The organism is Asticcacaulis sp., assembly GCF_051954415.1.
Lineage (GTDB): Bacteria > Pseudomonadota > Alphaproteobacteria > Caulobacterales > Caulobacteraceae > Asticcacaulis.
Map to the genome: position 1 here is coordinate 77,337 of NZ_JBQCHT010000025.1, position 26,137 is coordinate 103,473.

The following is a 26,137-nucleotide window of genomic DNA, read 5'->3' on the forward strand; positions in this document are numbered from 1 at the left end:
GGGTTCCTTTCGGCATTACGGCGGTTACATCCTGAAGACACCAAATCTGGTCGGGGCAATCGGGGCGTTCAATGCGGCGGATAGTCCCAGGCCCAGTACGCGGCGGGTATCCGCGGGGTCGATGACGCCGTCGTCCCACAGCCGGGCGGAGGCGTAATAGGGGTGGCCCTGCGCCTCGTAGGTGTCGCGGATGGGCGCCTTGAAGGCGGCCTCGTCCTCGGCGCTCCATTCGCCGCCCTTCGCTTCGATGCCGTCGCGCTTGACCGTGGCCAACACATTGGCCGCCTGTTCACCACCCATGACCGAAATCCGTGCATTGGGCCACATCCACAGGAACCGCGGATCGTAGGCGCGGCCGCACATGCCGTAATTGCCGGCACCATAAGACCCGCCGATGATGACGGTGAATTTCGGCACAGTGGCGCAGGCAACCGCCGTGACCATCTTGGCGCCGTGGCGGGCAATGCCTTCGTTCTCGTAGCGCTGCCCGACCATGAAGCCGGTGATATTTTGCAGGAAAATCAGCGGGATGCCGCGCTGGCAGCACAGTTCTATGAAATGCGCCCCTTTCAGCGCGCTTTCGGAAAACAGCACGCCATTATTGGCGATGATGCCGACCGGATAGCCGTAGAGATGGGCGAAACCGCAGACGAGCGTCTCGCCGTACAGCTTCTTGAATTCATCGAATTCGGAGCCATCGACCAGCCGGGCAATAATCTCGCGGACATCGAAGGGCTGGCGCGTATCGGCGGGGATAATGCCGTAGATTTCCTCGGTCTCGTGGAGCGGCTCAACCACCGCCCTTGTCGCCAGAGATACCTGCTTCGGGCGATTGAGATGACCGACTATGTGGCGGGCAATGCGCAGGGCATCGGCGTCATCGGCCGCCAGGTGATCGACCACGCCGGACACGCGGGCATGGACATCGCCGCCGCCAAGATCCTCGGCGGAGACCACCTCACCGGTGGCCGCCTTGACCAGCGGCGGCCCCGCCAGAAAGATGGTGCCCTGGTTCCGGACAATAATCGATTCGTCGCTCATGGCCGGCACATAGGCGCCGCCAGCGGTGCAGGAGCCCATGACCACGGCGATCTGCGGGATATCGCTGGCCGACATCTGCGCCTGGTTGAAGAAGATGCGGCCGAAATCGTCCTTGTCCGGAAAGACCTCGTCCTGGTTGGGCAGGTTGGCGCCGCCGGAATCGACCAGGTAGACGCAGGGCAGGTTGTTGGTCTGCGCGATCTCCTGCGCGCGGAGGTGCTTCTTGACGGTCAGCGGGTAATAGGTGCCGCCCTTTACCGTGGCGTCGTTACAGACAATGACGCATTCGGTGCCGTTGATGCGGCCGATGCCGGTGATCAGGCCCGCTGCCGGCACATCATCATGATAGACCTTGTGCGCCGCCAGGGCGGAAAATTCGAGAAAGGGCGAGCCGGGATCAATCAACCCGGCAACACGATCGCGGGGCAGAAGCTTGCCGCGCGCCGTATGTTTTTCACGTGCCGATGGCGACCCGCCCTGAGCGATGTGCGCGGTCAGGCTTCGCAGGTCATTCACCAGCGCCTGCATCCGCGCGGCATTGGCGCGAAACTCATCCGAGCCTGTGTCAATCTCGCTCCTGAAGGCGGTCATATGATCCCTGTCTCACGTTTTCAGGGAGGATAGTACGCGCCTGGCCTCAATTGGAAAAATTGATAGTCACAATTCTGTGCATAGACAATATCTATAAATAGGTGCTTCCACATTGCTGTAAGCAATGTGACAAGGGCGACTGCCCGCCCGAGCTGATGCGAGGAGAGCCTAGCGGCGTTTGAGCGACAAAAATGGAACTATATCTTCTGCGCTATTTTCTGGCGGTGGTCGAAACCGGCAGTTTCACCAAGGCGGCGGCCGCCTGCCTGATCACCCAGCCAACGCTTTCGGCCGGAATCAAGCGGCTGGAAGAGCAGTTGGGCGTCGATCTGTTCGTGCGCAACAACAAGCGCGTATTTCTCACGACGGCCGGTTCGCGCTTTTTGCCGCGCGCCAAGGCGATCCTGCACGAAGTCAATATGGCTTCAGCCGAAATCTCCCGGACCGAAACCGCCGATGTGTTGCGGCTGGGTGTGCTGCAAACCCTGCCGGCAGCCCTGGTGGCGCGTCTGCTGGCCGGCTTCTCGGCGGCACATCCCGGCATCCGTTTCGATCTTTATGACGGCAGCGAACAGGAACTGCTGAATCGCCTCGATGAACGTGGCCTGGATTATGCGCTTTCGCTGCGCCGGGTCGCTGACAATACGAGCCTGCCGCTCTTTGAGGAAGGTTACAAACTGGCCCTGCCTGTCACGCACCGGCTGGCGGGCGAGGCCATCATACGCGGCGAAGACCTGGCCAATGACTCGATGATCGTCCGTTCGCGCTGCGAAGTGCTGAGCGAAACCAGCCGCCATTTCACCGATCGCAATGTCCGCCCGCCGCTCGTTTACCGCACGGCGCAGGACGAGCGCGCCCTCAGCATGGTTGGTGCCGGCGTGGGTATAACCGTCATGCCGGATTGCTACCAGGCGTCCGATGTGGTGCGGATCCCCATGCGTGATTTTAATCCGCGCCGCACGGTGGCGCTGTTTTTACCGCGCTTCGCCCTGCCGGATCGTCTGACCGGCGTGGGCGACGCCTTTCAGCGTTTCGCCGGCAACTTCTTCGGCCACGCGGGCTGACGCCTGCGGCATCATATAGTCGCGGGTGATTGGCAGGGTATCGAGCCGCTTGGCCAGTTGCACCTGGAAGACCATGAGGTCACCGTAGCGAAAACCGAGTTCGCACCAGCAGAGATAAAATTCCCACATGCGGCAGAAGCGGTCGTCATAGAGGGCGGCGATCTCCGCGCGGTGCGCCAGGAAGCGCTCACGCCAGTGCCGCAGGGTCTCCGCATAGTGCAGGCGCAGGGGTTCGATATCGGTGATGTATAGCCCGGATTTTTCGACCGAATCCGTTATTTCCGATAAACTCGGAATATAACCGCCGGGGAAGATATATTTGTTGAGCCAGGCCGAACGCCCGCCAGTCTTGCCACGCCGGCCGATGGTATGGATCAACGCCACGCCGTCGTCCTTCAGCCGCTCCGCCACGGTCTGGAAATAGCCATCAAAACCGGCCAGCCCGACGTGCTCGAACATGCCGACGCTGACAATGCGATCGAACAGGCCGCTGACCTCGCGGTAATCACATAGTTCAAAACGCACACGCGCATTGACGCTGGGCGCCAGGGCGCGCTGTTCGGCCACAGCCAGTTGTTCGGTCGAAAGCGTCACACCAGTGACATTGACGCCCGCCTGCTTCGCCAGGTGCAGCGCCATGCCGCCCCAGCCGCAGCCGATATCAAGCACGCTCTGGCCTGGCGACAGATAAAGCTTGTCGGCGATGTGGTCCTTCTTGGCAATCTGCGCCTCTTCCAGAGACGCCTGGGACGACTGAAAATAGGCGCAGGAATACTGCATGTCCTCATCGAGAAACAGGCGATAGAGCTTCTCCGACAGGTCGTAATGGTGCGCCACATTGGCGCGCGAGGCACTGAGCGAATGGGCCGGCAGGAAGCGCTTGATGCCATGCAGCAGACGCGAGAGCCAGCCGCGATCGGGCGCGTTTTGCAGGTTCAGCCCGATCAGTTCCATCAGGTTCCAGAGGCTGCCTTTTTCCACCACGAGGTCGGCCTCCATGACCGCTTCGCCGAAATAGAGATAAGGATGCAGGCCGATCTTGAAGGCCGTCCAGGGACTGTTGATCCAGATGGCGACATCCAGATCGGGCCTGTCCGGTATCAAATTGCCGAAAGTAAAGGTCTTGCCGGGATTGATCCGAACAGTCAGCCTGCCTTGCTGAATAAGAGCCTGAAGATATCTCTGCAACATGGCGATCTCCAACGCTTCTGGGGTGGTAACAGAAGAAAACGGCGGGCGCAAAAAACCGATAGGGTTCACGGTTTGGGAAATAAGGAATTGGTTAAGGCGGAAAGTGTGAAAACTTTTGTGTAAATCGTCATCAAAGGCGTTGACCGGCGAAAAGTTTGCCCCTATAGGTCGCCGCCTTCGCGGAGAAATCGGCGGAGACTACCACCTAAGTAAGTGCCCAGGTGGCGGAATTGGTAGACGCGCTGGCTTCAGGTGCCAGTGGCTTAACGGCCGTGAAGGTTCGAGTCCTTTCCTGGGCACCATTTAGGTGAATTTCCCCTTACATATCAAAGCGTTATTTGGGGTTAGACACTCAGGTTAGACAGCCGGTGTTCACACTCTGTCTCTTGGCAGGCTGTTGATTGCCCGCCGGGCCATCTTCCTTTGGTTGACATCCTTAATGTAAATCTGAAGGGCTTTATCGCTGGCGTGGCCCGATATGGCGCGCGCGGTTTCGCCGTCGCAACCGGCTTCGATGAGGCGACGGCAGGCCGCCTTACGCAGGCCGTGCGGGCTGCGCAGTTCGGTGATGCCGGCTTCCCTGGCGCTGTCCCTGATCCAGTTGCTGAACCCTTCCTGAGACAGAGGCTTGCCGGTGCGCTTATTGACCAGGAACATCATCTGATCTTTTGGCCACAGGGCGATTTCCTCAATGAGGATCGGGTGCATCGGTATCCATAGCCGGGTGCCGGTCTTTTGCTGCACCACGGATATCTCATCAGCACGCACATGCTGATGGCCCATCTTGACGATATCCGACCGGCGCTGGCCGGTGAACAGCAAGAGATAGAGCGCCAGGCGCTCGCGCGTGCCCGGCCCCCAATAGGCAAGGTACTGGTCGATTTCCTCATCCGTCCAGGGCGCAAAGCCATCGCCCGCCTTGGGGAACTTGAACCGCAGCATCGGATTATCCGTGCGGAAGCGGCGGTCGACGGCGAAGTTCAGCAGGGTATTGAGGCGCTTCAGATAGGTCAGGGCCGCGCCCGGCTTATCCGCCATGCGGTCCTTGATCCTGATGATATGCTCGCGCTGCAATCCGCGCACGGTCTGTGCGCCAAACTTGGTTCGGAAGTCCTCAAAGATTCGACGGTAGTTCTTTTGCGTGGTCGCCGTCAGGCGCTTGAACTCGGCGCTGTTATAGAACTGGACGATCAAGTCGGTGATCGATCCGGGAACGATCCGCCCGGCGCCAAGCGGCTCCCGGTCTTCCCACTGGCGAACGGCGTCGTTATATGCCTGGTCAAACTCGAAAGACCCAAACTCGCCCTTGATCGCTATCGCCTTCGCGCCGCCGCGCCGATAGTAATAGCGCATTTTGCCGTGACGGTCGGTGTACGCCTTGACGAAATCGTAGGTCTTAGTGAGCTTTGCCATCTAGTGCGGCGTCCCATGAGGATATTTCGGCGGCGATATGATCACCTTCAACGGTTTCCGGCAAGTCGCCGGTTAGGAAATTGAGCGTGATGGCCCCGGTGCGGGTATCGATGGTGGCGGCGCGAACCACCTTCCCTGCCTTTTCGGCCGCCTTGATCGACCGGGCAATGTCGTTTTCCTTCACGACGCGGATTCGGTGAGCGGTCATATTACAGAGGTCCGCAGTTTGGGCAGTAATGGGTGCCGGGCCTGTGATCGCAGGGTTCGATCATTTTCCCGGCGTCGGAAATGTGGTCCAACTCGTGCATTTTTTGCACAGGTTGCATGGAGGCGCGGAACTTCGGGCCGCAGGTCGGGCACAGATGGTGCTCGGTCTTGGCCTGGCCGAACGTGCCAAAACTGACGGTCAGCCAGCCTTTAGGATCGAACCGGCTTTCGGTTTGGTGTGTTGCGCCGCAGCCCATTTCACAACGGAATTCGCGGATGGTAGCGATGGTCATTGCCCGGCCTCCAGCGCCTTAGCGGCGGCGCGCTTTTCGAAATACGCCACGCGCCACGCCTCGGCTTCTGCTGGATCACCCAGCACGCCTTCGACGCCGCGCCGGGCGCACATGAAGCCGCAGGTCATGTACTCGATCTGCACGGCGCCAGCGGCAATGGCCTTGGCGCGGGCCGACATTGCCACATCATAGTGTTCCTGATGGGTGCCCGCGCTTTGTATCCAGCGCCTAGCCACGCCGATCTTATCGGCCATTGCGTCAAGTTCCTCGCGGGTATCCGCGATCAGGTGCGACATTTTCATGCGGCGGAACTGCCCGACCGGATATTTATACATATCATCGACATAAACGGTCATCGCGCTCTCCAATCAAAAAAGCCAAGCGCGCCCTTAACCGGGATGAATTCACACGGCTGCGGGTCGCGCAGAATGTAGCCGTATTCACCGAAAAACCACGGGCTATCCGAAGCGGTGACGCAATCCACGATTTCAACGCTTCCGATAATCCCGCCGCGCTCGATATTGCCAAGGGCCGGGCGAATGTTGACTCCTACGTTCAACATCATGAAATCGAAGGCTTGCCGCGTTTCCTTGGCGCCGGCAAACAGACTGGCATGGATCGCCACGCGGCCACGGATATTGGTTCGGCGTGGGCGGTTCTCGATATCTTTTCCGGCGTGCAGAATGGCCCATGCCCACGGCTGGCGCACAGAGATTGCCATTTTCGGAAGTGACGAGGCATGGGTCATGCGACGTTCCTTTCGGGCTGCGTTTCAGCATGGGGGAAGTTGGCGCGGGTCAGGGCCTCGGCCATGGCCGGGCAGACGCTGTTGCCGATCTTGGCGATCTGGTGTGTCTTCGGCAGGGGGCCGGTCTTTTCATTCCCCGCGTCGGTCGTATAGGTGCAGACCGGATCAAGGATATAGCTATCGGGGAAGCCCTGGGCGCGCGCGAGTTCGCGCGGGGTGAGCATCCGCATCCCGATATCGGCAATGACGTATTCCTGCCCCTCGATAGTGACGGTTATGAGCCCGAAGCGATCCTTCGTGGTCACGGTGCCCATGGGGGCGTCAAGGCCGTGTCCGTCGATTTCATTGCCATAGTATTTGCACAGGAAGGCCCTGACCTCGCCAACGTGCATCCCGCCTGCGGTCACGGTCGGCATGGGTTCGTCGGTGGCCTGGCCATCGGCGCAGGTGCCGCGCAGCTTGATCAGATTGGACGTGACCAGCGCCGAATCCTGCGAGGCCGTGACTGTCGGGAAGCTTTCGGTGACTTCGTGGCTGCCGCGACCGCGTTTCTTGCCCTTGCTATCCACATCGCCATGGGCGGTGCGGACGAAATGGGCAGTCACAAGGTTCTGGTTGCTGCCCGCCTGGGTGATGGTTGAAAGCGGCGCATCCGCCGCCCGGCCCTCGCCCTGATAGAAGCCGCCATTGTGCTGCGCAATGAAGGCGGCGACCATTTCAGGACTTGTTTGCATTTTCTGCAAAGAAGCCTCCACCAGGCACTGATGCGCGCCTTCGGCGGTAATGGTATGGGTCGGCTCATCGCAGCCCTGCCATGGCTTGCCGCTGTTACGCATGGTCATGACATGCGGAGCGATGATTGCCAGTTCGCCGCCCTTGGCCGTGGTGATAGTGGCCAGCGGGTCTTCGCCGGAGCGTCCGGCCCCGCCATTGCTGGTATGGGTGATCGGCACCACGAACGGATTGACCACGGCCATTTCGCCGCGATGGGCGCCGGTGACCGTATTGAACGGGGCGTCGATATCCGCTGTCCGGTCGCCGCCGTGGTGGGTCAGGGGCACGATGAACGGCTTCGCGCTGTTGACGACATAGCGCATGATGCCTGCGGCGATGCGGCGGCAGGTGGCTTCCTTGAGCGGCTTCGCGCGCTCAAAGATCGACGGGCACGGTATTGACCAGTCGATGCACTCCGCCGCCGTGCGCCACGGTTTCAGCTTGCCCGCCTTCACCGCTTTCGATTTCGGGTCGCCATGGGTCGGCTTCGGCCACACAATGGGCTGGCCGTCGCTGCGGGCGATCAGGAACAGGCGCTTGCGGATGGTGGGGGCGCCATAGTCGCACGCCTTCAGTTCGCGCCACTGGATGCGGGTATAGCCCGCCTTTTTCAGGGCCTTGATCCAGCGGCGGAACTCATCGCCCCGGCGATCCGGGCAGGGCATCAGCCCCCGCTCGGTTTCGACCAGCGGCCCCCATTGCTGGAACTCTTCGACGTTCTCCAGCATGATGACCTTGGGCTTCAGGTGATCCGGCAGGCGCGTGGCCCAGTGGACCACCACCCATGCCAGATCGCGGATATGCTTTTCGACCGGCTTGCCGCCCTTGGCCTTGCTGAAGTGTTTGCAATCCGGGCTGAACCACGCCAGGTCGACCGGGCGGCCCGCGACCACCTCCAAAGGATCTACTGACCAGACCGACTGGCAATGGTGGCGCGTGGCCGGGTGGTTGGCCGCGTGCATGGCCAGCGCCGCCGGATCGTGGTTGATGGCCTCATCCGGCTCATAGCCTGTGCCCGCCGCGATGCCGGTCGATGCGCCGCCGCCGCCGGCGAAGTTATCGACAATGATGCCCCTGCCCGCCGGGCGCTGGGGCGTGTGGGTGGGGAATTCGAGAACGGGGGCGTTCATCGGGCCGCCCCTTGGCCGCGCTGCTGGCACCACTTTCCGAAGTCCATTGCGATGCCTTCGGTTTGTGTCTTTAGGTAATGCTCGTAAGCGATTTCGTCCGGCGTCTGCTCGCTGCGGCGCTCCGGGTCATTGCGGTAGGCGAATTCCTCGCGGGTGCGCTCTTCTTCGGGCTTTGGGAACAGCTCAAGCCGCGCGCCCTCGTTCAGCACCTTCAGGCGTTTCTCTACATCGGCCAGATGGGCGATAATTGCAGAACGTGCGAGGGACCAGGGGACATTGTGCAGCCGCGTGGTGCCGTTGCCGGGAATACCCAGTTCGAGGCCGCGCGCCGGGCGGCCAAAGGCATCCCGGATATTGGTCTGCTGCTCGCGCCCTCGCCGTTCGGTCTCGATGGACTTTTCCACCTCATCCAGCAGGGCTTTGCCGTTTTTCAGTTCCTGATAGCAAAGGGCGATATCGAGGGCGGTTTGGTAGCTCAGCATGTCGGGCGCTCCCGCCCGACGCTTGCGCGCCGGGCTTTAAGTTGCGGTGAAAAGGAAGGGTGGAAAATCAGGAGCGGCAGGCGCCCGGCCAGTATGGGCCGCCTGCCGCTATCGCCACGGGTTGCCGCCCCTGAGGGTTCAAGGGTCCGTGGCTGATGGGGTTAGCGGGTGCCGTAAACCACCTGCACGTCGGCGCGGTCGGCGATATCGGCGGCGATTTCCTTGAAGACCGCCTGGCGGACGCGTTCGGCGCGCTGGAGGGCGATGCCCAGTTTCAGGCTCTGGCCTTCCAGCTTCCAGCGCAGGCATGACCGGACATCGACCGTGGCGCCATTGAAGTAGACCGGAATGCGCAGGGCGAATTCTTCCGGAATAGTCAGAGCGCCCTTGCTGCCCTTGGCCTGGGTGTCATCGACATACTCGAAGCTTTCATTGTCCGAGTTCAGACGCACGGCCTTGGTGAAGTTGACATTGCGCACCGCCTGAATATCCATGGCGACCTCCAGCAGGGTGGCCGGATCGGGTGCGGACACATCGCAGGCGTTTTCCTTGAGGAAGCGGCCGAACTCAAGCTGTTCCTGCCACTTGCCGCTGATGCCGTTCCACAGGGTCCATTCTTCCGAGAACGGCAGGTCAAGAATGGCCATATGGTCCGCGTGATCCGGCGTTTCCGGCTTCTCGTGATAGTCCAGCACGGCCACGATGCGGTTGCGGGCAATATCAGCGAACAGCAGTGTACCGGGCATCCGGAAGCGCTTCACATAGTCGACCAGCGAGTCGGCATCCTGAATGGTGACCGACACGGCGATGCGGGTGGGCTTGTTCAGCAGAAGGCCGTGATCGTCCTTGGTGGGATCATCGGCCAGTTCAAACCCATTTCCCCGCTCGCCCAGAATGAGCGTGGTGCCATTGGGAAGGGTGTGAATGCGTGACTTGGCGGCATCGCGGCCCAGTGCGGCGATGGTATCGATGCCGTCTTCGGTAATTTCTGACATGGGGTTTCCTTTGTCTGTCAGGGGTGGGAGAGCGGGTTAAGCGCGACCGGCGCGGGCGTCGGCGGTATCGACGAACATGTCGCCCTGGTCGGGATCGGCGCGCAGCAGATCGCCATCGACGTTCGACCAGAAGACGGCCTCCGGCGTCGGGTGGGTCGGCAGCTTCGCCTTGATGTCGAAACTGAGGGTCTTCTGGGTGCCGCCATGCTTGTCCGGCTTGACAGTGACCTTGAGGGTCAGTTCGCCGGCTTTGTTGGTGGCGTCGACGGCCTTGACCACGGCGGCCAGTTCGTCGGTCAGGCGATCTGCGATCACGCCCTTACGGGCCTCGCGCAGGGTATCGGTAAAGGGTTTCATGGAAGGCTCCGTTTGGTGGGTGAAGGAAAAAGGCGCGGCGGGCCTTGGGGGCTGTTGGGGGCTACGCCCGCCGCGCCAGGTGCGCGCGCCGATTCAGGGATGGTCCCGGCGCGCGAAGGGGTCAGTGGATCAGGGCTGCGACCCAGTGCCAGAGGGCAAAGCCGCCCCAGATCAGGCCGCCGATGACGGCGATGACGGTGCAGACCAGCCCGGCGAACAGGCCGATGCCGATGGTCAGCAGGCCGGGCATGTCGGTTTCGACGGCGTCTTCGAGATAGCGGTCTTCCTTGGGCGACCAGGGGTGCGGATCGGGTTTCATGCGGCGGCCCTTTCATCCCGGCCGATCTGGCGGCGGCGCGCGAAGGATGCCCAGTCACGCGACCAGGGCGGCGGCACATGGAACCGGCGGCGCTGGTGCTCACCGAACAGCCACCAGTTTTCCGGATTGGCGGGCCTGAAGCGGCTGTCGGGATAGACCCGCACCTCGCCTTCGACCCAGACATCGAACCAGGTCTCGTTGCCGTCCTTACGGTGGCCGCGCAGGGCGTAATAGGTCTGGTCATGCACCAGCGGCCCGCCCTCTTCGACGCAGACCAGCAGGATGTAATGGGGCTTATCCGGCACGGGGGCGACGGGGCGCAGCATGGTCAGGGTCCGGCTCATTGCGCGCCCCCTGCCCGGCTGTGGCGGTCTATAAGGGCCGTCATGTTGCGGATATGGCCGTGGATGTCGGCGCGCTCGGCGGGCGTCAGGTCTTCGGCCAGACGCCGGGAAAGACCATCGCGGATATCCTGCGCGGCGGCGACCCACAGACGGGCCAGACAGACGCTGACATGGATCAGGCCGTCGTCGCCTTCCGTGAAGCCGACAGACCGGTTGATGACCTCGCGGCGGCGGAAGGGCGCAGGCTCCGGTTCGGGGCGCGGCATATCGAGCGGCGCGCGGCGGGCGATCTCGTTGAAACGCTCCAGTCTTTCGGCGCGGCGGGCCTGCTCGGCGGTATCTTCGGGATCGTGCAGGCGGTAGGCTATCACGTCCCATCGGTGGTCGCCTGCGTTCCATTCTTTTTCTGACGAAGGTTTATAGACGACCAATGTGCCGTGCTCACCCCGGCGGGCTTCGGGCTTTCCCCAGGTGAAGCCCAGCGCCTCTTCGCTATTCAAGCGCAAGCGTACATCGAAGGTCTGGCCGTTGCGGGCCGGGATGTCCTCGCCAATGCCAAGGGCAATCCAGCCGTTGGTTTTGGTTGCCGGGGCGCTCATTGGGCACCGCCTGCGGCGTGCGCCGGCTGCGGGCTGGCCGGTTCGGTGCCGAGGTCGGCATCCATCGGCGTGAGCGCGATAATCCAGCCGATCAGCACCGCGACCAGCAGAATGCAGGCCACGGCGCGAAAGAACTCAGTGTAAATCTGTGAAAGAGACATAGCCCCAAACTCCCGATAGTGGGTGTGTGGGGGAATATGTGCGCAAAATTGCGCCTATGTCAACGCATTTTTGCGTCTATTAATTCATGATGCGCGCAAAAACGCGTCTATTTGCTTGCAGGTGAGGGTTGTAGTGGTTCGCCACGTTTCAGCGCTGCTTTCTGTTCGTTAACCAGTTGATGAAAATCCACACCTTCCGGACACATGACAGTAGCCTCCCAAGTGCCACCATCCTTCATGATTGCCTCAACCCTTGGAATTCCGCAGCCGGCTGGTGTAACAAATTGCTCGGCGACACGGCGCCAAACCGATATCGGCGTGTCGGCGCTGCCGGTGCCGCTGCCGAGCGCCCCTTGCATCAATATCGTATTATCAGATTTGTGCACCTCGACAATGTACTTGCCGCCGTTAAGCATCACCGGGTAGCGAGGCCCAGAATAAGCGAACATGGAATGCGTTTTAGCTTGAGTGGGGCTAGCAACGAGAGCAATGGCGCCGAATATTAAGACGTAGGTTCGCATTGAATTTTTCCATCCTTCTCAGCACATTCTCTGATGTCAACTTTAGAAGAATATGCGGGCGTCCCGTAGTCGGTAATGCACCGACGCCTCATTTCTTCGATTACAGCCTTTCGATTTTGTACGTGGCCGTTATCGATGACTGCGTATACCCCTGTCGATAGAGGGCCGGCCAATAAAGTAGCAACGTCGGCGGCTCCGCGCAGAAACCCCTTGTTGTTATACTGCATCGCAATATTTCGAGCTTCCAAACAGGATTGCGAATTGTACAGTGGGTCTGCTTTGTCGAATTCAGAAAGTACCTGTTGTGGAGTTGTGGCAAAACAGGGAGACGCCACAAACAACAAAAGTAAAGCGGCTGAACGTTTCATATCACCACCAATTTAAATCTTTCGCACAATAGCAACAACCCGACCAACAACTTCCATAGAGCCATCAGTTGCGGTGATTGTGCTCACGTTTGGATTGTCAGAAGTCAAAAGGAACCCATAGTTGGTTGGGCGCAAGCGCTTAATCATTCCATGTCCGTACTGGTTAATCGCCCACACTTGATCAAACATTCTCGGCGTTTTCTGGCTAGAATCAACGAGTACAAGATCGCCATCAGCAATAGTTGGATACATTGAATCACCAAAGCCTGATGCCCAAAACAACGATTCAACCGGCGCCGAAGTGAGCTGTTTTATCCAGGCACGCGAGAAAGACATCGGTTGCGATTCAACTGGTGCGTCATACATGCCGCCGCTACCCATGCCGAAACGCAAGTCGATCTGCTCCACGCTCACCTTGTCTTGATCGGCATCTGCGAGTTCAACGTCAAAATTGTCAGCTTCATCGTCGCCAGCTTCCCTTTGGGTAACCGGAAGCTTCTCCACGCTGAGGTCAATTCTCGGTGTCTGCACACCAGCAGTGCGGGCAAGTAGGCTGACAGTTTCCGCTTTAAGCTCTGACATAGGTTCATCTATTACGGCGCGCTGAACGTACGACGGATGAAGACCCGCTTTCTTCGCCCATGCGTATGGGGTCCACTGCCGCACCTCCATTACCTCAAGCAACCACTCACGAAGTTGCGCGATCCGGAGACGTTTTTCTTCCTTCTTATCCATAGGGAATTAGTCGCATAATTGCGGCTACCCGCAAATAGACGCAAAATAGCGCTTGATTGAACGCAAAATTGCGCCTATTTCTGGCGCTATGTCTCAACGCATCCATCATTTTGAAGAGCAGTGTTTGTCTGCCGGCGTCAAACCGGTTCAAGCGCTGGTGCAAGCGAATCTCCATAGGTCACTATGGTGGAAGTGGCGATCCGGGAAGGTCTCTCCAACGCTTGAGCGATTTGAAGCGGCTGAACGGGGCTTACAGGAAATTTTGGCAGGACGTGTCATGCCGACAGCTTCGCAGGCCGACGCGGAGGAGACTACCCGAATTGACGTGCCGGTTTCGGGACAACCCGCCGGGGAATATCAGGGCGGTGCGGTATGACCAAGCAAAACTGCCCCGTCAGCCTGCATGGCGTTACCGAACGCGCCTTCGACCAGATCGGCGGCTTCGATGAGGTGCTGACCGTGCTGGCCGCCCGCAAGCGCGGCGCGCTTTATGACATGATCGATCCCGACCGTGACCCGACCAAGGCGGCAAAGCTGACCTATGCCGACGCCCGCGCCCTCACCCGCGCCGGGGCGACCGCCCTCGCCGAAGACCTGGCGCGGCTTTGCGGGATGCAGCTTGTGCCGCTGGGCGGCGACGGCGCGCCGGTGCCTGTGGAACTGATGACTCGGACATCGGCGCTAATGACCGAGACCGGCGAGGCCGTTTCGACCGTAGCCGCCGCCATAGCCGATGGACGGCTGGAGGGCCGGGAAATCAAGGATATCCGCACGCAGGTGCAGGACGTTATCGAGGCGGGTTACCGCCTGCTGACCGATCTGGAAAAGGGAGGCTGACCTATGTTCGATGGGGCTGGGCGAAATCATAAGTACGTATCCAATGGCACGGGCTGGACCGAGGCGCGGGGCGAAGAGGCCAAGCGGCTGTGGATTGCCGGGCGTTCGGCTTCGGAGATCATGCGGGCGCTTTCGACGCCCGAACACAGGCTTACCCGGAGTGCGGTGATTTCGTATATTCACCGCGCCCTGCCGCAGGGCACGAAACGCGCCACGGTGGCGCCGCCCGCCATGGGCAAGCGCTTCGCCTGGACGCTGGAACGCCGCCGCCGGGCGGCCGAACTGAAGGCCGAGGGCCGGACGCCGACCGAAATCGCCGCGGCGATCAATGCCGGGTTGGCGGACGATGAACGCGCCTCGGTGCATTCGGTGCGGGCCATGCTCAAGCGCGATGCCGAGCGTGACGGGCCGCCTGCGGCTTCCATGCCATGGAGCCCGGCGGCGGTACGGCGCATCGGTGAACTCTGGCAGGCGGGGCATTCGGCGCCGGAGGTGGTGGCGCTCACCGCCGGGGAACTGGATGACGGGCGCGAACTGACGGTTCAGGCCGTGCGGGGCATCGCCGAGCGGGCGGGCTATCGCCGCCCGATAGACACGTCATACCGCACACGCGCCATCACGGCCCGCGCCAAGGCCACAGCCGCCCGACCGCCCGCCACCGTTTCGCCGCGCGAGTATTTGGCCCCGCCTGAGCCGGTGCCTTCGCTTAACGTGACGCTTTTTCAACGGGGTGCGCGGTGCTGCGGCTTCGTGACCGGCGAAACGCCCCAGGGCGAGGCGCTTTATTGCGGCCTGCCGGTCGATAGCGCCACGCGGCAAAAGCTTTACTGCGCCGGTCATCATATCCAGACGCACCGGCCATCGCCGCCGCGAAAGATCAGTGCGCCGGCATCGGGCCTGCGCCGGTCGGGCGGCGGCAGGCGGGATAACGGCTTCCTGTCGCGGTGGGGCTGACATGACCGGGACCGCGCCGGCATTCGGGCGGCGCGCCGCCGCACCGGCTGCCCCAGACGCACATCGGGCCGAGACCCTGGCGGAATGCGGGCGCAGCGTGGCCGTGGCCCTGCTGTGTGTCCGCTTCGACAAGTGCGGCGCGGTTTCGGCCTTTGGCCTGCTGGAGGATGCCCGGCAGCGGCTGGTGATCGCCCTGGCCGTGCGGCAGGCCATCACCGGGCTGGACGATATCAGCGCGCTGGCCCGTACGCTCAATGCCTGCCGCCAGAACGGTGACCGCATCGGCGGGATCATCGATGCGGTCAGGACGGATTTCTTCAATGAGCGCCGCGCGGCGCTGAACGCACAGGGATGGATCGGATGACACCACTGCAAGGCAAGGTGCTGACGGCGATCGAAACGCTGACCCATGACGGGGTATGCCCCTCCTATGACGAAATTGGCCGCCTGATCGGCCTGCGGTCGCGCGGCGGCGTGCGGCGGGTGATCGATGCGCTGGAGGCGCAGGGGCGGATCGCGCGGACGCATGGACGGGCGCGGACGCTGACCGTGCTGCCGGAAGGCGACCTGATGGCCAAGATGCGCGCCCTGATCGCCACCGAGGGTGAATATCTGGTGGGGCGGGCCTTCAAAGCCTGCTGCGCAGAACGCGATGCGGCGGCGATCAATGGGAGGCCGATGTGAGACACCGGTTAATGAATATGGCGCGATGCCTGATCTCAAAGATTGGGCACGGCATCATTCTTCAGATGAAAAAGGCTTTGGGTCAGCACCCATTCCCCGTCCTTATTCTGTTCTCTGACGAAATACGCGGCAGTTATGTGATCCTTGGTTCGTCCGCTGGCCAAGTCCTTGTAACGCAGTGCGATGTCGAGCCTGAGGAGGGCGTCAACGTCTCCAAAGGCCTCCAATGTCGTCGGGCTCAGATGTTGCTTTTCTATGTGAAGTTCCACATCACCCAGCGCATGAGCCGCCAGAACGGGAATGTATCTAGGCTGGGCTTGGTTATATCTTTTCTGTTTTTTCAGGCGTTTAAAAAAATTGGCGACGTTCTCGTCTTGTTTAAATGTCGCGGCCTGAAACCGCGCATAGACCAGGATCATCTCAGCCGGAGAATTACCGGCATTTTGGATCTGGATGGTTGCACTGGCGTAATCGGGATCCGTGAAACTGGCCGGAGCTATCTCGATCTTGCTGGGAACAAGCCAGGCCCGGTTGGTGTGCGCCGCGCGGAATGCAGCCGAGACACCGATGGCCGTGGCGATCGCACTGCACAAGGCTATCAACAGATTCCAAACCTGGGTGGGGTCTGTGGGAAGGGCGAAGCCCTGCGGCCACTGCGGATGCTTCAAAGCGTGAACAACTGCTTTTGGCAAAGGCACATTTGCGATGTTCAGGTACATGATGAAACCAAAGAAAGCCAAAGCGGCAATAACAGCGGCGTAGGCTTTAAGGTTTCGATACAGGAACGGGTTCATTCTACACCCCCCAGTGCTGAGGCGTTAACCTTATCCGTAAATCGAAAGCCCGGCAAGGTACGGCCTTCCGAGGTGCGGTCATGAGGGCCGATCCGGACAAGCATCATGTGCCCACCGCCGCCGATGCGGCGCGTTGGTATGCCCTGGCCGAGGTGGCGCAGCAGATCGCCACCGGCTCATCGAAAGCCTGGCATGAACTGGAGCGGCTGGCGAAGGCGTGCGACAAGGCGACCGTGTTCGGGCCGCTGAATGACATAAATCACTGCTGCCTGCTTCAGCGGATATCTTATGCTGCGGCCCACTCGCTTGAGCCACATAGGTTCGATGACATGCTGCGGGATCACGCCGAAGCGGTGAAGGCCGCCTTCTATGACTGGGAGGCGGGGCGTGGGTGAGATAAGCCATATTCCCTTCAACATAGAGGCCGAGCAGGCATTGCTTGGCCTTTTCCTGTACGATCCATCGCTGATGGCGGAGGCCGGTGGGCTGCGCGCGACCGATTTTTACGACGGCGGGCATCAACTGATCTATGCCGCGCTTCAGGGATTCCAGTTCCGGGGCGAGGCGATCACCGGCCCGGCCATTGCCGCGAAGCTGGCGGGCGAGGCGAATTTTCAGACGCTGGGCGGCGCGCCCTTCCTGTACACACTGGCCGACAAGGCGCCGGCGGCAACCATGCTGGCGCATTACCGGGGGCTGGTGGGTGACCTGTCGTCGCGCCGCGAACTGGTCCGTATGGCGGACAGCCTGAAGGCCGCCGCCGCCGGTGGCGATGAGACCGCCGAGGGGCTGATCGCGCGGGCGGAAGCTGCCCTTGTGCGCGTGGCCAGCGGCGCAGGGTTTACCGATAGCTGGGTGAATGTGGGCGCGCTGGTCGACCGGGTGGGCGATATCCTTTCCGGACGCGCTGCGCCGCAATACATCACCACGGGCTATGACGGCCTCGATGAGGTCATGGGCGGCCTGCGCATGGGCCGGATGATGGTGCTGGCCGGGCGGCCGAGCATGGGCAAATCCGCCGTGATGACCGCCATGGCGCGGCGCATCGCCATGCGCGGCATACCGGTCGGGGTCTTCAGCCTTGAGATGGATGAGGATGAGGTGGGCTTACGCATGGCCTGCGATGCCGCCTATGATCCGGATGATCCGGATTCGCCGGTCTATTACGATGCGCAGCGCGGCAAGATACACCCCGACGCCGCGCGCAAGCTGGCCCTGGGGGCACAGACCCTGCGCGGCCTGCCGATAGAATTCGACTGCCGCCCTGGCCTGCGCACCTCACAGATCGCCATGGCCGCAAAGCGGCTGATCCGCAAGATGGAAAAGGCCGGTTACCCCAAGGGCGTGCTGATTGTCGACCATCTGCACATCGTGGCGCCGGAAGAGGAATATCGCGGCAACCGCGTGGCCGAGGTGGGGGCGATGAGCCACGCCCTGGCCATGCTGGCCAAGGAAACGGGCTGGGCGCTGCTGGTGCTGGCGCAGCTATCGCGCGAGGTCGACAGCCGCAAGAACGCCGACAAGCGCCCGCAGATGAGCGACCTCAGATGGGCGGGCGAAATCGAGCAGGACGCCAATACCATCAGCTTCATTTACCGGCCGGAAAAGTACCTGCGCGAGCCGGAAAACAAGGCCGATCTCGATGCCTGGCAGGAATACGAAATCGAGAAGGATCGCCTGCGCGGCGTTCTTATGCTGCTGAACGAAAAGAACCGGGGCGGGCCTACGGGCACCGAACATGAAATGCGAATATCACTGGCACACAATGCGCTGTGGGAAAGGCGGGCGGCATGAGCGCGACCCTGATGGACATGGCGGCGGACCTGATGCCCGCGCGCTGGGGCCTTCGGGCCTTCGAGAAGTTCGTGCTGGAGCAACTGGGACGGATGGCCGACAACGAGACGGATGACTGCTTTCCGGGCCTGCCCTATATCGCCAAACGGACGGACCTGAGCGTCGATACCGTGCGGCGCTGCATCCGGTCACTCAGCGAAGGCGGATGGCTGGCCGTGATTCCGCGCGAACGGGCGAACGGGGCCACCACATCGCACATTTACCAACTCAACGCGGCGCAGATTACCCAGGCGTGGGTGACCCAGCGGGCCGAGGAAAAGGCCGCCAAAATGGCCGCCCCCCCTAGCACACAGCCGCCCGCCCCCCCTAGCACACAGCTAGGGGGCCCCTTGCTCCCTGCTAGGGGCAATATAACTGATATAAATATAAATAACTCTCTCTCAGGCGCGCCAGCGCGTGAGGATTGGAAGGCTTTCGAGGCCGAGGTGACCGAAGCGGCAGGGGATGCACCTGACCCGACCGCGCCGGGCATACTGGCGGTCTATCCGCTGATGGCGCTGCTGTCGGTCGAACCGGCCTGCACCATGACCGAAATCACCCAGGGCGTGCGCAAGGCGGCGGGCTGGTACGCGGATCGCAACCTGAAACACAAGATGCGCAACTGGGACATGGCCGTGAAAATGGCTCTGGAATTCCGCGATATGCGGCTGGCCGGGCATCCGGTGAAAGAACCGGCCAAGGCCACGCCGGCGGCCTCCGAGGCCGATGTCTCGGCGTGGTCGATCGAGCGGTGGCGCGGTGCGGTCAGGGCCGTGAAGAACCGGGGTGGCGGGGTTTGGCCGCCCGGCTGGGGGCCGGAGCCGGGCGCGGAGGGATCGGCGGCGCCGCCGGAAATTGTGGAATTGTGGAAGGGAGTGACGGCATGACGCGGGCTGTGGCGGAGAAGGGTCGGGAAATGGAAATGCGGGCCCGCTGGGCAGACGAAGCCGCCAGAGAAGACCGCAAGGATGCAGTGGTCTATGCCCGGCATGTGATCGGCGATGCGGCGAACAAGGTGGGTGATGAGGCGATCACCGATATCGTGCTGCCGACCATCGACCGGATCATTCAGGGCGGCGTCGATCTGGTCGATCTGGCAGGCCATGAAGGCAAGGGGTTGGTCAGGGTGCTGCGGGTTTCCAGCCTGGGCGCACGCCTGCGCAAGATCGGGGTCAGCGATGAACTGGCGGCAGTGGCGCTGCGGTTCAGCCGGGATTTCGAGAAGGCGCGCATCGGCGGCCTGACCGCCAACTATGAAGGCGGCGGCGGATCGAAGCGCGCCTGTGAGCCGGAACGCTGGCTGGAGGCTATGGAACGGCTGGCCAGGGCCTCGGCCAAGCTTGATCATGACGAACGGGTGGCGGTCTATGGCTATGTGCTCTTCGACGTGTCGGCGGCCGATCTGGGGGCTTTCCTGTGCGGTGGGCTGTCTCACGACCATGTGAACCATAAATTTTTAGAAAAATTTCTACTCAATAAGTCATTGAATAAATTGGCGTTGTTCTATGAGGATTGCGATTGGCGGGAGTTGAATGGGGTAAAACAGGCAAAAATCGCTTGAAGTTGGTCGGTAAAATGGTCATTTTTTGCATGAGCGCGAACTGTGTCGCAACACTGATTTGGCCTATTCAAAGGGCGGTTTCACTCCGGTGAAGCCGCCCTTGGCATGTCTGGAGGGATGATGGCGAGACTGACCGCCCTGCCCTCGCGGATCGGTGCCTTGCCGTCACGACTGGCCAAGCCTGCCGATCCGAACCGGGGACCGACCCAGCGCATCCGGGACGATGCGGCATGGCGCGCCTGGTACAAGACCAAGGAATGGCGGGAACTGAAGGTCGCCTGCCATTTGCGCGATAACTACACCTGCCAGATGTGTGGCAACGTCTGCGCCGGCAAGTATCCGGCGTATGACAGTCCGGTGGCTGACCACAGGCGCGCGCATAGAGGCGACCGCAAGCTGTTCTTCGACCTCGGCAACCTGCAAACCCTGTGCAAGTTCCCCTGCCATGACAAGCATAAGCAGGCGGAAGAACAGGCGAGCATTCACCATCGCGGCGTTTGGGACTGACCTCAATAGGGGGGGCGGTCGAAAGTCTGGCGGGCCGGTTGGCCCAAGACCCGCGCCCAAGTCATTCGGAGATTTTTTTTGTCTGAGCCCAAAAAACCGGCACATCTCGATTTGCTGGGTGATCCTTGGACGGAGTTGAAAGACCCGCGTGGCCGCAAGCGCCACAAGCGATCACCGCAAATAGCTGAAAAGGTTGCGGTTTTGAAGGCTTCTGGCATTGCGACTGTGGACATTGCCCTTCGGGTCGGGCTGAGTGAACCGACGCTTCGGCAGTATTATTTTCGGGAGCTTTCCAACGGCGCCGCCCTGGCGCAGGCGGTCCTTAACGAAGCCATGTGGTCAAAGGCCATGGCGGGTGTCGTGGGGGCCGCGCGTTATCTGCGCGAGGAATTCGAGAAGGGGCAGATAGAGCGCATCGCGGCACCCGTTACGCCAGTCAAAGAGGCGGCCATGGGTAAGAAGGAACAGCGGCAGGAAGCCGCCAACCAGATTGGCGGACGTTACGCCACGCCGGAACCGCCCAGGCTGAACTGATCAGATGGAATGGACTACAGCCTGCACTGACTGGCGCGAACGGATCGTCGCCAGGCAGTCGCTGATTCCTGCACCTCTGTTTCCGGATGAAGCGCAGGCCGCCCTGGATGTGTTCAAAGGGTTGCGAATTGTCGATGCGGCGGGCAGTCCTACCTTCGGCGAATCCTGTGAGCCGTGGGTGTTCGAGTGGGTGGCCGCGATCTTCGGGGCCTATGACAAGCCCCGCAACAAGAGGCTTATCAAGGAATTCTTCCTGTTGATCAGCAAGAAGAATTCAAAATCTACCATCGCCGCCGGGGTGATGGTTACGGCTTTGATCCGCAACTGGCGGATTGGCGCTGAATTGATCCTGCTGGCGCCGACAATCGAGGTCGCCAAAAACGCCTGGAAGCCTGCCGTCGCCATGATCCGCGCGGACCCCGACCTGAGCACCTTGTTGCATATTCAGGAAAGCGTGCGGACGATCACCCACCTGAAGACGAAGGCGGAACTGAAAGTCATCGCCGCCGATTCCGGCACTGTGGCGGGCAAGAAGGCTGGGTTCGTCTTTGTCGATGAGTTATGGGAGTTCGGCTTTCAGGCGGACGCCGAAAACATGCTCACGGAAGCCACCGGCGGCCTGGCTTCGCGGTCTGAAGGGTTCGTGATTTACGCATCGACCCAGTCGGACAAGCAACCGGCAGGGGTATTTGCCGAGAAGCTGGCCTATCACCGGGGAGTGCGTGACGGTGAAATCGATGACCCGCATAGCCTGCCAACGCTCTATGAGTACCCGGAGGCCATGATCGAGGCGGAAGCCTATCTCGATCCTGAAAACTGGTATGTGACGAACCCGAATCTTGGACGGTCGGTCGATATCGACTACCTGTTGCAGGAAAAGGCGAAGGCTTTCAGCCCGGTGGCAAAGGGCGGTAAGAAACAGTCGTTCCTGGCCAAGCATCTGAACCTCGAAATCGGCCTTCGCCTCTCCGCCAATCGCTGGCGTGGTGTCGATTATTGGGAGGCCGCCGCCGACCCGACACTGCGAACTCTTGAAGCCATACTCGAACGCTCGGAAGTGGTGACGATCGGCATTGACGGCGGCGGCCTGGATGATCTGGTAGGGCTGTCAGTCATTGGGCGGGAGCGCGAGACGCGCCGCTGGATGGTCTGGGCCAAGGCTTGGGCGCATAGCGACGTGCTGTTGCTTCGTCAGGACATCGCCACCCAGTTGCTTGAGTTTGAAAGCGATGGCGATCTGATCGTCTGTGACGATCCGGAGCAACCAAACCGGGACGTTGCCGAGATCGTGGCGATGATCAGGGACCGCGACCTTTTGCCCGCCGCGCATGGCGTCGGCCTCGACCCTTTCTGTATTGCCGGGCTGGTGGACGAACTGGCGATGCGCGGTATCGACGGTGAGCTACTGGCCGCCATCAGGCAGGGCAGCGCATTGTCGCCGGCCTCCTGGGGGTCCGAGATCAAGTTAAAGAACCTGTCGCTACGTCATGGCGGCTCGCGTCTCATGAATTGGTGTGTGGGCAACGCGGCCGCCGTGGTTCGTGGATCGGCAATCCTGATCACAAAAGAGACGGCGGGCCGGGCAAAGATAGACCCGCTGGTCGCCATGTTTAACGCGGTCATGCTGATGAGCCGCAACCCTGAACCGTTTATCACCCGCTCGGTCTATGAAGACCGGGGCATTCGCTCATTTTAAGGACACGCATGGATTGGAATCGCTTCCTGCCGTTCGGGGCTAAACCCGCGACGGCGGCCCGGCCGTCTATCCATGCCGAGGCGGGGGGCCGTGTTTTCAATGGGCTGGATGACCCGGCCCTGCTGGAATATATGCGTTCTGGCGGCTCCGAACGCGCCAAAGAGGCGCTGTTCAATACGACTGCCTTTCGGTGCTGCGAAGTCATCTCCGGTGTCTGTGGCGCGTTGCCTTTCCGCCCGGTGCGTAAAGACCCCAATGGGAAGCTGGTCGAGGACCGTGACCACCCTCTTTACGATGTGCTGAACGGCGCGGCGAATGAATACCAGACCGGCGGAGAATTCCGTCAGCTTATGACGCTGCGGGCACTTACGGATGGCGATGCCATTGCCCGAAAGGTTTATTCTGGCACCCGTATTGCCGGTCTGCTGCCGCTCGACAACGTCACCGCCAGCCTGAACAACTACGGCCAGCCGGTGTACATGGGACCGAAAGGACAGATTCCGGCGACCGAAATCTTCCATCTCCGAGGCATTTCGATCAACGGCATAAATGGCCTGTCTAGGGTTCGCCTGGCGGCCCGCGCTATCGGTCTATCGCGCGAAGCGGAAAACGCCGCGATCAACATCTTCAAGGGTGGCGCCGCACCGGGCGGTGCCATTACGCATAGCGGCAAGCTATCCGACCCTAGCTTCGAGCGCCTGAAAAATCAGATTCGCACCGAATACACGGGCGCGGAAAACGCCGGAAAGTGGTTCCTTCTCGAAGAAGGCATGACCGCCAACCCGTTCGGTGCAACGGGCAAAGACAGCCAGTTGATGGAGCGGTCCATTCACCAGGTTGAAGAAATTGCCCGCGTCTTCGGCGGCGTGCCGCGTCCGCTTCTGTGCGTGAACGACACCACCTGGGGCTCCGGAGTGGAACAACTGGGCATCCTGTTCGTGCGCTTCACCATGCTGCCCTGGTTCACAGCATGGGAGGGGCGCGGAAAGCAGTCCCTCCTGACCCTCCCCGAGCGCAAAATATATTCGCTGGATTACGATGAGCAGGAATTGCTGCGCGGATCGATGAAGGACGTCGGCGACTTCCTCGCCAAGGTAGTCGGCGGCAACGGCAATAACGGGGTTCTGACCCAAAACGAAGGCCGGGACATGCTCGGCTATGGCCACCATGCAGACGGCGACCGTCTGGCTTACAATTCCGGAGATTTGAAAAATGTCCCTGCGCAAGCTTCCTAAAGTCAAAGCCTTCGTCAAGCCGGATGGCTATGAATGGGATGCCCCGGCTGACCTGCTGGAAAAGTGGACCCCGCAGGCGGCGGAGGCCGATTCCGGCGCCAGCATCTCGATCTATGACGTGATCGGTTATGACTACTGGTCAGGCGGTGGTTTCACGGCGGCGCGCGCGGCGGCCGCGTTGCGCCAGATCGGCCCGAATCCGGTCGAGGTGCTGATCAACTCGCCCGGCGGCGATATGTTCGAGGGGTTGGCCATCTATAACACCTTCCGCGAACACCCTGCCGAAGTGACCGTGAAGGTTATGGGCATGGCAGCCTCTGCTGCCTCCATCATCGCCATGTCCGCCGACAATCTGCTGATGGGCATGGGGTCTTTCCTCATGATCCACAATGCGTGGGGGGTGGTGGTTGGCAACCAGAACGACATGCGCGCCACGGCGGCCACGTTCGCTGAATTCGATGCTGCTATGGCGGAGATTTATCAGGCCCGTACCGGCCTCGATCTGACTGTGATTGAGGACATGATGGACGCCGAAACCTGGCTGCGCGCCAGTGAGGCCGTCAGCAAAGGGTTTGCCAATGGCACCATCGACACGCCCGAAAAGACAGGCACGAACGCGCGGGCGACCGTTAGCGCGAAGCGCCGCCTCGATACCATTCTCGCCCAGGCGAACATGCCGCGTGCCGAGCGGCGGAAGCTTCTGGGTGAAATAGCCGGCACGCATGACGCTGCCGGAACGGCTACGCAAGACGCTGGCCCCGACCTGAGCGACGGCATTGCCGCGCTGATTCAAACGCTCCGGGGCTAAGCCCCTTTTTCACAAGAGGAACCAAAATGAAATCTTCCACTCTCAATGTGGTGGCGGGTGCGGCTGTGCTCGCCGCTCTGACTGCTGCCCGCACCGCGCCGGTCGATGCACCTGCGCGTCGTCGCGGCGTGCTGGTGGCCCGTGCCGACGCGGGCAATGCCCCGCAGGTGCTGGCCGAACTGCAACGCGCCTTCGCCGAATTCAAGGACGCCAATGAAAAGGCCCTGAAGGGAAAGGCCGATGCACTGGACGCCGAAAAGCTGGAAAAGACCAATGCGGCCATGACTGAGCTTCAGGCGGAGTTGGACAAGATCAATCTGCGGCTTGCTGCCGCCGATTCGGGCGGCGGCCCGGCTCTGACGGCCGAACGTGTCGAGCATCGCAAGGCGTTCCGGAATTTCTTCTGCAACGGGGTTGATGCCGGCCTCGGCGACCTTCAGGTGAAGGCCGGCCTGACCAGTCAATCGAAGCCGGATGGCGGCTATCTGGTGCCGACCGAAATGGAAACCACCATCAACCGCGTGCTGGGCACCTCTTCGGTCATGCGCCAACTGGCCAATGTCCGCGCCATCGGCACGTCGGAATATACCGCCCTTGTCAACATGGGCGGCGCTGGTTCCGGCTGGGTGGGTGAAGAGGATGCCCGAACCGAAACCGACACGCCAAAACTGCGCGAAATCCTGCTGTCGGTCTGCGAAATGTATGCCGAGCCCTATGCCACTCAGGTCATGCTGGATGACGCCTTCATCGACGTGGAAGCCTGGCTGGCGGACGAAGTGCAGACCGCTTTCACCGACCAGGAAGGCGCGGCCTTCATCAGTGGCACCGGCGGTAAACGTCCGCGTGGCCTGTTGGATTACGACACGGTCGAGAATGACAGCTATGCCTGGGGCAAGATCGGTTACAAGGTCACTGGAGGCGCGGCTGGTTTTGCCGCCACCAACCCAGCGGACGCGCTGATCGATCTCTACTACGCCCTGAAATCGGGCTATCGCGCGAACGCGTCGTGGCTGACCTCCGACAAGGTCATGGGTTCCATCCGCAAGATGAAAGACGGCCAGGGTAACTACCTGTGGGCGCCGCCGGCCTCCGCCGGGGCCGTGCCGACCATCCTCGAAAAGCCGGTCTACACCGACGACAACATGCCCGCCCTGAGTGCCGGTGCGCTGCCGATCGCTTTCGGCGATTACAAGCGCGCCTATCTGATCCTCGATCGCGTCGGCATCCGCCTGCTGCGCAACCCCTACAAGGTCAATGGCAAGGTCGCCTTCTACACGACCAAGCGCGTCGGCGGCGGCCTGGTCAACTTCGAGGCGGTCAAGCTGCTGAAGTGCTCCACGTAACCTGAAGGCCGGGGCAAA

General features: G+C 61.3%; 34 protein-coding genes and 1 tRNA gene. 17 read left to right on the plus strand and 18 right to left on the minus strand.

Annotated features, from left to right (window positions below; genetic code table 11):
• Positions 1-24: 24 nt before the first annotated feature.
• Positions 25-1,632 (minus strand): carboxyl transferase domain-containing protein, encoded by a 1,608-nt coding sequence (locus tag ACTHND_RS08825; protein ID WP_440177575.1) that lies wholly within the window; start codon positions 1,630-1,632, stop codon positions 25-27.
• A gap of 191 nt (positions 1,633-1,823) precedes the next feature.
• Between ACTHND_RS08825 and ACTHND_RS08830 the strand changes: the two genes are divergently transcribed.
• A complete protein-coding gene (locus ACTHND_RS08830; RefSeq protein WP_440177576.1) occupies positions 1,824-2,696 on the plus strand; it encodes a LysR family transcriptional regulator in 873 nt (290 codons plus the stop codon).
• On the opposite strand, the gene ACTHND_RS08835 is transcribed toward ACTHND_RS08830, so the two are convergent.
• Entirely contained in the window at positions 2,607-3,887 is a 1,281-nt protein-coding gene (locus tag ACTHND_RS08835; protein WP_440177577.1) for a class I SAM-dependent methyltransferase, read from the minus strand. The genes ACTHND_RS08830 and ACTHND_RS08835 overlap by 90 nt on opposite strands.
• Before the next feature lie 215 nt (positions 3,888-4,102).
• On the opposite strand from ACTHND_RS08835, the gene ACTHND_RS08840 reads away from it, so the two are divergent.
• Positions 4,103-4,189: transfer RNA gene (locus ACTHND_RS08840), tRNA-Leu, on the plus strand.
• Positions 4,190-4,259: 70 nt separating this feature from the next.
• Here ACTHND_RS08840 and ACTHND_RS08845 read toward each other — a convergent pair.
• From ACTHND_RS08845 to ACTHND_RS08915, 15 genes are all read right to left on the minus strand, one after another.
• Positions 4,260-5,300, minus strand: a complete 1,041-nt coding sequence (locus ACTHND_RS08845) for a tyrosine-type recombinase/integrase (RefSeq protein WP_440177578.1) — start codon at positions 5,298-5,300, stop codon at positions 4,260-4,262.
• Positions 5,284-5,508, minus strand: coding sequence for a hypothetical protein (locus ACTHND_RS08850; RefSeq protein ID WP_440177579.1), 225 nt, complete (start codon positions 5,506-5,508; stop codon positions 5,284-5,286). The genes ACTHND_RS08845 and ACTHND_RS08850 overlap by 17 nt, the downstream gene beginning before the upstream one ends.
• Before the next feature lies 1 nt (position 5,509).
• On the minus strand, positions 5,510-5,800 hold the full coding sequence (locus ACTHND_RS08855; protein WP_440177580.1) for a hypothetical protein: 291 nt from the start codon (positions 5,798-5,800) through the stop codon (positions 5,510-5,512).
• On the minus strand, positions 5,797-6,156 hold the full coding sequence (locus tag ACTHND_RS08860) for a DUF4031 domain-containing protein (protein ID WP_440177581.1): 360 nt from the start codon (positions 6,154-6,156) through the stop codon (positions 5,797-5,799). Before ACTHND_RS08860 ends, ACTHND_RS08855 begins: the two co-directional genes overlap by 4 nt.
• A complete protein-coding gene (locus tag ACTHND_RS08865) occupies positions 6,153-6,548 on the minus strand; it encodes an ASCH domain-containing protein (RefSeq protein ID WP_440177582.1) in 396 nt (131 codons plus the stop codon). The genes ACTHND_RS08860 and ACTHND_RS08865 overlap by 4 nt, the downstream gene beginning before the upstream one ends.
• Positions 6,545-8,452 carry a DNA cytosine methyltransferase gene (locus ACTHND_RS08870; RefSeq protein WP_440177583.1) on the minus strand — a complete coding sequence of 636 codons (1,908 nt, stop codon included), beginning with the start codon at positions 8,450-8,452 and terminating at the stop codon, positions 6,545-6,547. The genes ACTHND_RS08865 and ACTHND_RS08870 overlap by 4 nt, the downstream gene beginning before the upstream one ends.
• The gene (locus ACTHND_RS08875) at positions 8,449-8,934 is read right to left on the minus strand and encodes a hypothetical protein (RefSeq protein WP_440177584.1); all 486 of its coding nucleotides are present in this window, start codon (positions 8,932-8,934) and stop codon (positions 8,449-8,451) included. The genes ACTHND_RS08870 and ACTHND_RS08875 overlap by 4 nt, the downstream gene beginning before the upstream one ends.
• Before the next feature lie 161 nt (positions 8,935-9,095).
• Entirely contained in the window at positions 9,096-9,929 is an 834-nt protein-coding gene (locus ACTHND_RS08880) for a DUF2303 family protein (RefSeq protein WP_440177585.1), read from the minus strand.
• A 36-nt stretch (positions 9,930-9,965) separates the two neighbouring features.
• Entirely contained in the window at positions 9,966-10,286 is a 321-nt protein-coding gene (locus ACTHND_RS08885) for a hypothetical protein (RefSeq protein WP_440177586.1), read from the minus strand.
• Between the two features lie 121 nt (positions 10,287-10,407).
• Positions 10,408-10,605, minus strand: coding sequence for a hypothetical protein (locus ACTHND_RS08890; protein ID WP_440177587.1), 198 nt, complete (start codon positions 10,603-10,605; stop codon positions 10,408-10,410).
• Positions 10,602-10,949 (minus strand): hypothetical protein, encoded by a 348-nt coding sequence (locus ACTHND_RS08895; RefSeq protein WP_440177588.1) that lies wholly within the window; start codon positions 10,947-10,949, stop codon positions 10,602-10,604. Before ACTHND_RS08895 ends, ACTHND_RS08890 begins: the two co-directional genes overlap by 4 nt.
• Entirely contained in the window at positions 10,946-11,548 is a 603-nt protein-coding gene (locus ACTHND_RS08900) for a hypothetical protein (RefSeq protein WP_440177589.1), read from the minus strand. The genes ACTHND_RS08895 and ACTHND_RS08900 overlap by 4 nt, the downstream gene beginning before the upstream one ends.
• Complete coding sequence (locus ACTHND_RS08905) at positions 11,545-11,709, minus strand: hypothetical protein (protein WP_440177590.1); 165 nt, start codon at positions 11,707-11,709, stop codon at positions 11,545-11,547. The genes ACTHND_RS08900 and ACTHND_RS08905 overlap by 4 nt, the downstream gene beginning before the upstream one ends.
• A gap of 107 nt (positions 11,710-11,816) precedes the next feature.
• Positions 11,817-12,230 (minus strand): hypothetical protein, encoded by a 414-nt coding sequence (locus ACTHND_RS08910; RefSeq protein WP_440177591.1) that lies wholly within the window; start codon positions 12,228-12,230, stop codon positions 11,817-11,819.
• 380 nt (positions 12,231-12,610) lie between these two features.
• Entirely contained in the window at positions 12,611-13,333 is a 723-nt protein-coding gene (locus tag ACTHND_RS08915) for a S24 family peptidase (RefSeq protein ID WP_440177592.1), read from the minus strand.
• 52 nt (positions 13,334-13,385) lie between these two features.
• On the opposite strand from ACTHND_RS08915, the gene ACTHND_RS08920 reads away from it, so the two are divergent.
• Genes ACTHND_RS08920 through ACTHND_RS08940 form a run of 5 tightly spaced genes read left to right on the plus strand, consistent with a single transcriptional unit; the run spans position 13,386 to position 15,808 of the window.
• Positions 13,386-13,709 carry a hypothetical protein gene (locus tag ACTHND_RS08920; RefSeq protein WP_440177593.1) on the plus strand — a complete coding sequence of 108 codons (324 nt, stop codon included), beginning with the start codon at positions 13,386-13,388 and terminating at the stop codon, positions 13,707-13,709.
• Complete coding sequence (locus tag ACTHND_RS08925) at positions 13,706-14,170, plus strand: phage regulatory CII family protein (RefSeq protein WP_440177594.1); 465 nt, start codon at positions 13,706-13,708, stop codon at positions 14,168-14,170. Before ACTHND_RS08920 ends, ACTHND_RS08925 begins: the two co-directional genes overlap by 4 nt.
• 3 nt (positions 14,171-14,173) lie before the next feature.
• Positions 14,174-15,124, plus strand: coding sequence for a GcrA family cell cycle regulator (locus ACTHND_RS08930; RefSeq protein WP_440177595.1), 951 nt, complete (start codon positions 14,174-14,176; stop codon positions 15,122-15,124).
• A 1-nt stretch (position 15,125) separates the two neighbouring features.
• Positions 15,126-15,488, plus strand: coding sequence for a hypothetical protein (locus tag ACTHND_RS08935; protein WP_440177596.1), 363 nt, complete (start codon positions 15,126-15,128; stop codon positions 15,486-15,488).
• Positions 15,485-15,808, plus strand: a complete 324-nt coding sequence (locus ACTHND_RS08940) for a LexA family protein (protein WP_440177597.1) — start codon at positions 15,485-15,487, stop codon at positions 15,806-15,808. The genes ACTHND_RS08935 and ACTHND_RS08940 overlap by 4 nt, the downstream gene beginning before the upstream one ends.
• Positions 15,809-15,843: 35 nt before the next feature.
• Here ACTHND_RS08940 and ACTHND_RS08945 read toward each other — a convergent pair whose 3' ends face one another.
• Positions 15,844-16,602, minus strand: a complete 759-nt coding sequence (locus ACTHND_RS08945) for a hypothetical protein (protein ID WP_440177598.1) — start codon at positions 16,600-16,602, stop codon at positions 15,844-15,846.
• 80 nt (positions 16,603-16,682) lie between these two features.
• Between ACTHND_RS08945 and ACTHND_RS08950 the strand changes: the two genes are divergently transcribed.
• The 10 genes from ACTHND_RS08950 (at position 16,683) to ACTHND_RS08995 (ending at position 26,119) form a co-directional block, all read left to right on the plus strand.
• Complete coding sequence (locus ACTHND_RS08950) at positions 16,683-16,997, plus strand: hypothetical protein (protein WP_440177599.1); 315 nt, start codon at positions 16,683-16,685, stop codon at positions 16,995-16,997.
• Positions 16,990-18,396, plus strand: coding sequence for a replicative DNA helicase (locus ACTHND_RS08955; RefSeq protein ID WP_440177600.1), 1,407 nt, complete (start codon positions 16,990-16,992; stop codon positions 18,394-18,396). Before ACTHND_RS08950 ends, ACTHND_RS08955 begins: the two co-directional genes overlap by 8 nt.
• Positions 18,393-19,322, plus strand: coding sequence for a helix-turn-helix domain-containing protein (locus tag ACTHND_RS08960; RefSeq protein ID WP_440177601.1), 930 nt, complete (start codon positions 18,393-18,395; stop codon positions 19,320-19,322). Before ACTHND_RS08955 ends, ACTHND_RS08960 begins: the two co-directional genes overlap by 4 nt.
• Entirely contained in the window at positions 19,319-19,996 is a 678-nt protein-coding gene (locus ACTHND_RS08965) for a hypothetical protein (RefSeq protein WP_440177602.1), read from the plus strand. The genes ACTHND_RS08960 and ACTHND_RS08965 overlap by 4 nt, the downstream gene beginning before the upstream one ends.
• A gap of 120 nt (positions 19,997-20,116) precedes the next feature.
• Complete coding sequence (locus ACTHND_RS08970) at positions 20,117-20,503, plus strand: HNH endonuclease (RefSeq protein ID WP_440177603.1); 387 nt, start codon at positions 20,117-20,119, stop codon at positions 20,501-20,503.
• Positions 20,504-20,581: 78 nt separating this feature from the next.
• On the plus strand, positions 20,582-21,037 hold the full coding sequence (locus ACTHND_RS08975) for a hypothetical protein (protein ID WP_440177604.1): 456 nt from the start codon (positions 20,582-20,584) through the stop codon (positions 21,035-21,037).
• Positions 21,038-21,041: 4 nt separating this feature from the next.
• Positions 21,042-22,733, plus strand: coding sequence for a terminase large subunit (locus ACTHND_RS08980; protein WP_440177605.1), 1,692 nt, complete (start codon positions 21,042-21,044; stop codon positions 22,731-22,733).
• Between the two features lie 8 nt (positions 22,734-22,741).
• The gene (locus tag ACTHND_RS08985) at positions 22,742-23,968 is read left to right on the plus strand and encodes a phage portal protein (RefSeq protein ID WP_440177606.1); all 1,227 of its coding nucleotides are present in this window, start codon (positions 22,742-22,744) and stop codon (positions 23,966-23,968) included.
• The gene (locus tag ACTHND_RS08990; protein ID WP_440177607.1) at positions 23,946-24,776 is read left to right on the plus strand and encodes a head maturation protease, ClpP-related; all 831 of its coding nucleotides are present in this window, start codon (positions 23,946-23,948) and stop codon (positions 24,774-24,776) included. Before ACTHND_RS08985 ends, ACTHND_RS08990 begins: the two co-directional genes overlap by 23 nt.
• A 26-nt stretch (positions 24,777-24,802) precedes the next feature.
• Positions 24,803-26,119, plus strand: a complete 1,317-nt coding sequence (locus tag ACTHND_RS08995; protein WP_440177608.1) for a phage major capsid protein — start codon at positions 24,803-24,805, stop codon at positions 26,117-26,119.
• The last annotated feature ends 18 nt before the right edge of the window (positions 26,120-26,137 follow it).

What these genes read in the sequence shown, in the direction of transcription:
- ACTHND_RS08825 (WP_440177575.1), bottom strand. Translation starts at nt 1,632, where the DNA reads ATGACCGCCTTCAGGAGCGAGATTGACACAGGCTCGGATGAGTTTCGC.
- ACTHND_RS08830 (WP_440177576.1), top strand. Translation starts at nt 1,824, where the DNA reads ATGGAACTATATCTTCTGCGCTATTTTCTGGCGGTGGTCGAAACCGGC.
- ACTHND_RS08835 (WP_440177577.1), bottom strand. Translation starts at nt 3,887, where the DNA reads ATGTTGCAGAGATATCTTCAGGCTCTTATTCAGCAAGGCAGGCTGACT.
- ACTHND_RS08845 (WP_440177578.1), bottom strand. Translation starts at nt 5,300, where the DNA reads ATGGCAAAGCTCACTAAGACCTACGATTTCGTCAAGGCGTACACCGAC.
- ACTHND_RS08850 (WP_440177579.1), bottom strand. Translation starts at nt 5,508, where the DNA reads ATGACCGCTCACCGAATCCGCGTCGTGAAGGAAAACGACATTGCCCGG.
- ACTHND_RS08855 (WP_440177580.1), bottom strand. Translation starts at nt 5,800, where the DNA reads ATGACCATCGCTACCATCCGCGAATTCCGTTGTGAAATGGGCTGCGGC.
- ACTHND_RS08860 (WP_440177581.1), bottom strand. Translation starts at nt 6,156, where the DNA reads ATGACCGTTTATGTCGATGATATGTATAAATATCCGGTCGGGCAGTTC.
- ACTHND_RS08865 (WP_440177582.1), bottom strand. Translation starts at nt 6,548, where the DNA reads ATGACCCATGCCTCGTCACTTCCGAAAATGGCAATCTCTGTGCGCCAG.
- ACTHND_RS08870 (WP_440177583.1), bottom strand. Translation starts at nt 8,452, where the DNA reads ATGAACGCCCCCGTTCTCGAATTCCCCACCCACACGCCCCAGCGCCCG.
- ACTHND_RS08875 (WP_440177584.1), bottom strand. Translation starts at nt 8,934, where the DNA reads ATGCTGAGCTACCAAACCGCCCTCGATATCGCCCTTTGCTATCAGGAA.
- ACTHND_RS08880 (WP_440177585.1), bottom strand. Translation starts at nt 9,929, where the DNA reads ATGTCAGAAATTACCGAAGACGGCATCGATACCATCGCCGCACTGGGC.
- ACTHND_RS08885 (WP_440177586.1), bottom strand. Translation starts at nt 10,286, where the DNA reads ATGAAACCCTTTACCGATACCCTGCGCGAGGCCCGTAAGGGCGTGATC.
- ACTHND_RS08890 (WP_440177587.1), bottom strand. Translation starts at nt 10,605, where the DNA reads ATGAAACCCGATCCGCACCCCTGGTCGCCCAAGGAAGACCGCTATCTC.
- ACTHND_RS08895 (WP_440177588.1), bottom strand. Translation starts at nt 10,949, where the DNA reads ATGAGCCGGACCCTGACCATGCTGCGCCCCGTCGCCCCCGTGCCGGAT.
- ACTHND_RS08900 (WP_440177589.1), bottom strand. Translation starts at nt 11,548, where the DNA reads ATGAGCGCCCCGGCAACCAAAACCAACGGCTGGATTGCCCTTGGCATT.
- ACTHND_RS08905 (WP_440177590.1), bottom strand. Translation starts at nt 11,709, where the DNA reads ATGTCTCTTTCACAGATTTACACTGAGTTCTTTCGCGCCGTGGCCTGC.
- ACTHND_RS08910 (WP_440177591.1), bottom strand. Translation starts at nt 12,230, where the DNA reads ATGCGAACCTACGTCTTAATATTCGGCGCCATTGCTCTCGTTGCTAGC.
- ACTHND_RS08915 (WP_440177592.1), bottom strand. Translation starts at nt 13,333, where the DNA reads ATGGATAAGAAGGAAGAAAAACGTCTCCGGATCGCGCAACTTCGTGAG.
- ACTHND_RS08925 (WP_440177594.1), top strand. Translation starts at nt 13,706, where the DNA reads ATGACCAAGCAAAACTGCCCCGTCAGCCTGCATGGCGTTACCGAACGC.
- ACTHND_RS08930 (WP_440177595.1), top strand. Translation starts at nt 14,174, where the DNA reads ATGTTCGATGGGGCTGGGCGAAATCATAAGTACGTATCCAATGGCACG.
- ACTHND_RS08935 (WP_440177596.1), top strand. Translation starts at nt 15,126, where the DNA reads ATGACCGGGACCGCGCCGGCATTCGGGCGGCGCGCCGCCGCACCGGCT.
- ACTHND_RS08940 (WP_440177597.1), top strand. Translation starts at nt 15,485, where the DNA reads ATGACACCACTGCAAGGCAAGGTGCTGACGGCGATCGAAACGCTGACC.
- ACTHND_RS08945 (WP_440177598.1), bottom strand. Translation starts at nt 16,602, where the DNA reads ATGAACCCGTTCCTGTATCGAAACCTTAAAGCCTACGCCGCTGTTATT.
- ACTHND_RS08950 (WP_440177599.1), top strand. Translation starts at nt 16,683, where the DNA reads ATGAGGGCCGATCCGGACAAGCATCATGTGCCCACCGCCGCCGATGCG.
- ACTHND_RS08960 (WP_440177601.1), top strand. Translation starts at nt 18,393, where the DNA reads ATGAGCGCGACCCTGATGGACATGGCGGCGGACCTGATGCCCGCGCGC.
- ACTHND_RS08965 (WP_440177602.1), top strand. Translation starts at nt 19,319, where the DNA reads ATGACGCGGGCTGTGGCGGAGAAGGGTCGGGAAATGGAAATGCGGGCC.
- ACTHND_RS08970 (WP_440177603.1), top strand. Translation starts at nt 20,117, where the DNA reads ATGGCGAGACTGACCGCCCTGCCCTCGCGGATCGGTGCCTTGCCGTCA.
- ACTHND_RS08980 (WP_440177605.1), top strand. Translation starts at nt 21,042, where the DNA reads ATGGAATGGACTACAGCCTGCACTGACTGGCGCGAACGGATCGTCGCC.
- ACTHND_RS08985 (WP_440177606.1), top strand. Translation starts at nt 22,742, where the DNA reads ATGGATTGGAATCGCTTCCTGCCGTTCGGGGCTAAACCCGCGACGGCG.
- ACTHND_RS08990 (WP_440177607.1), top strand. Translation starts at nt 23,946, where the DNA reads ATGTCCCTGCGCAAGCTTCCTAAAGTCAAAGCCTTCGTCAAGCCGGAT.
- ACTHND_RS08995 (WP_440177608.1), top strand. Translation starts at nt 24,803, where the DNA reads ATGAAATCTTCCACTCTCAATGTGGTGGCGGGTGCGGCTGTGCTCGCC.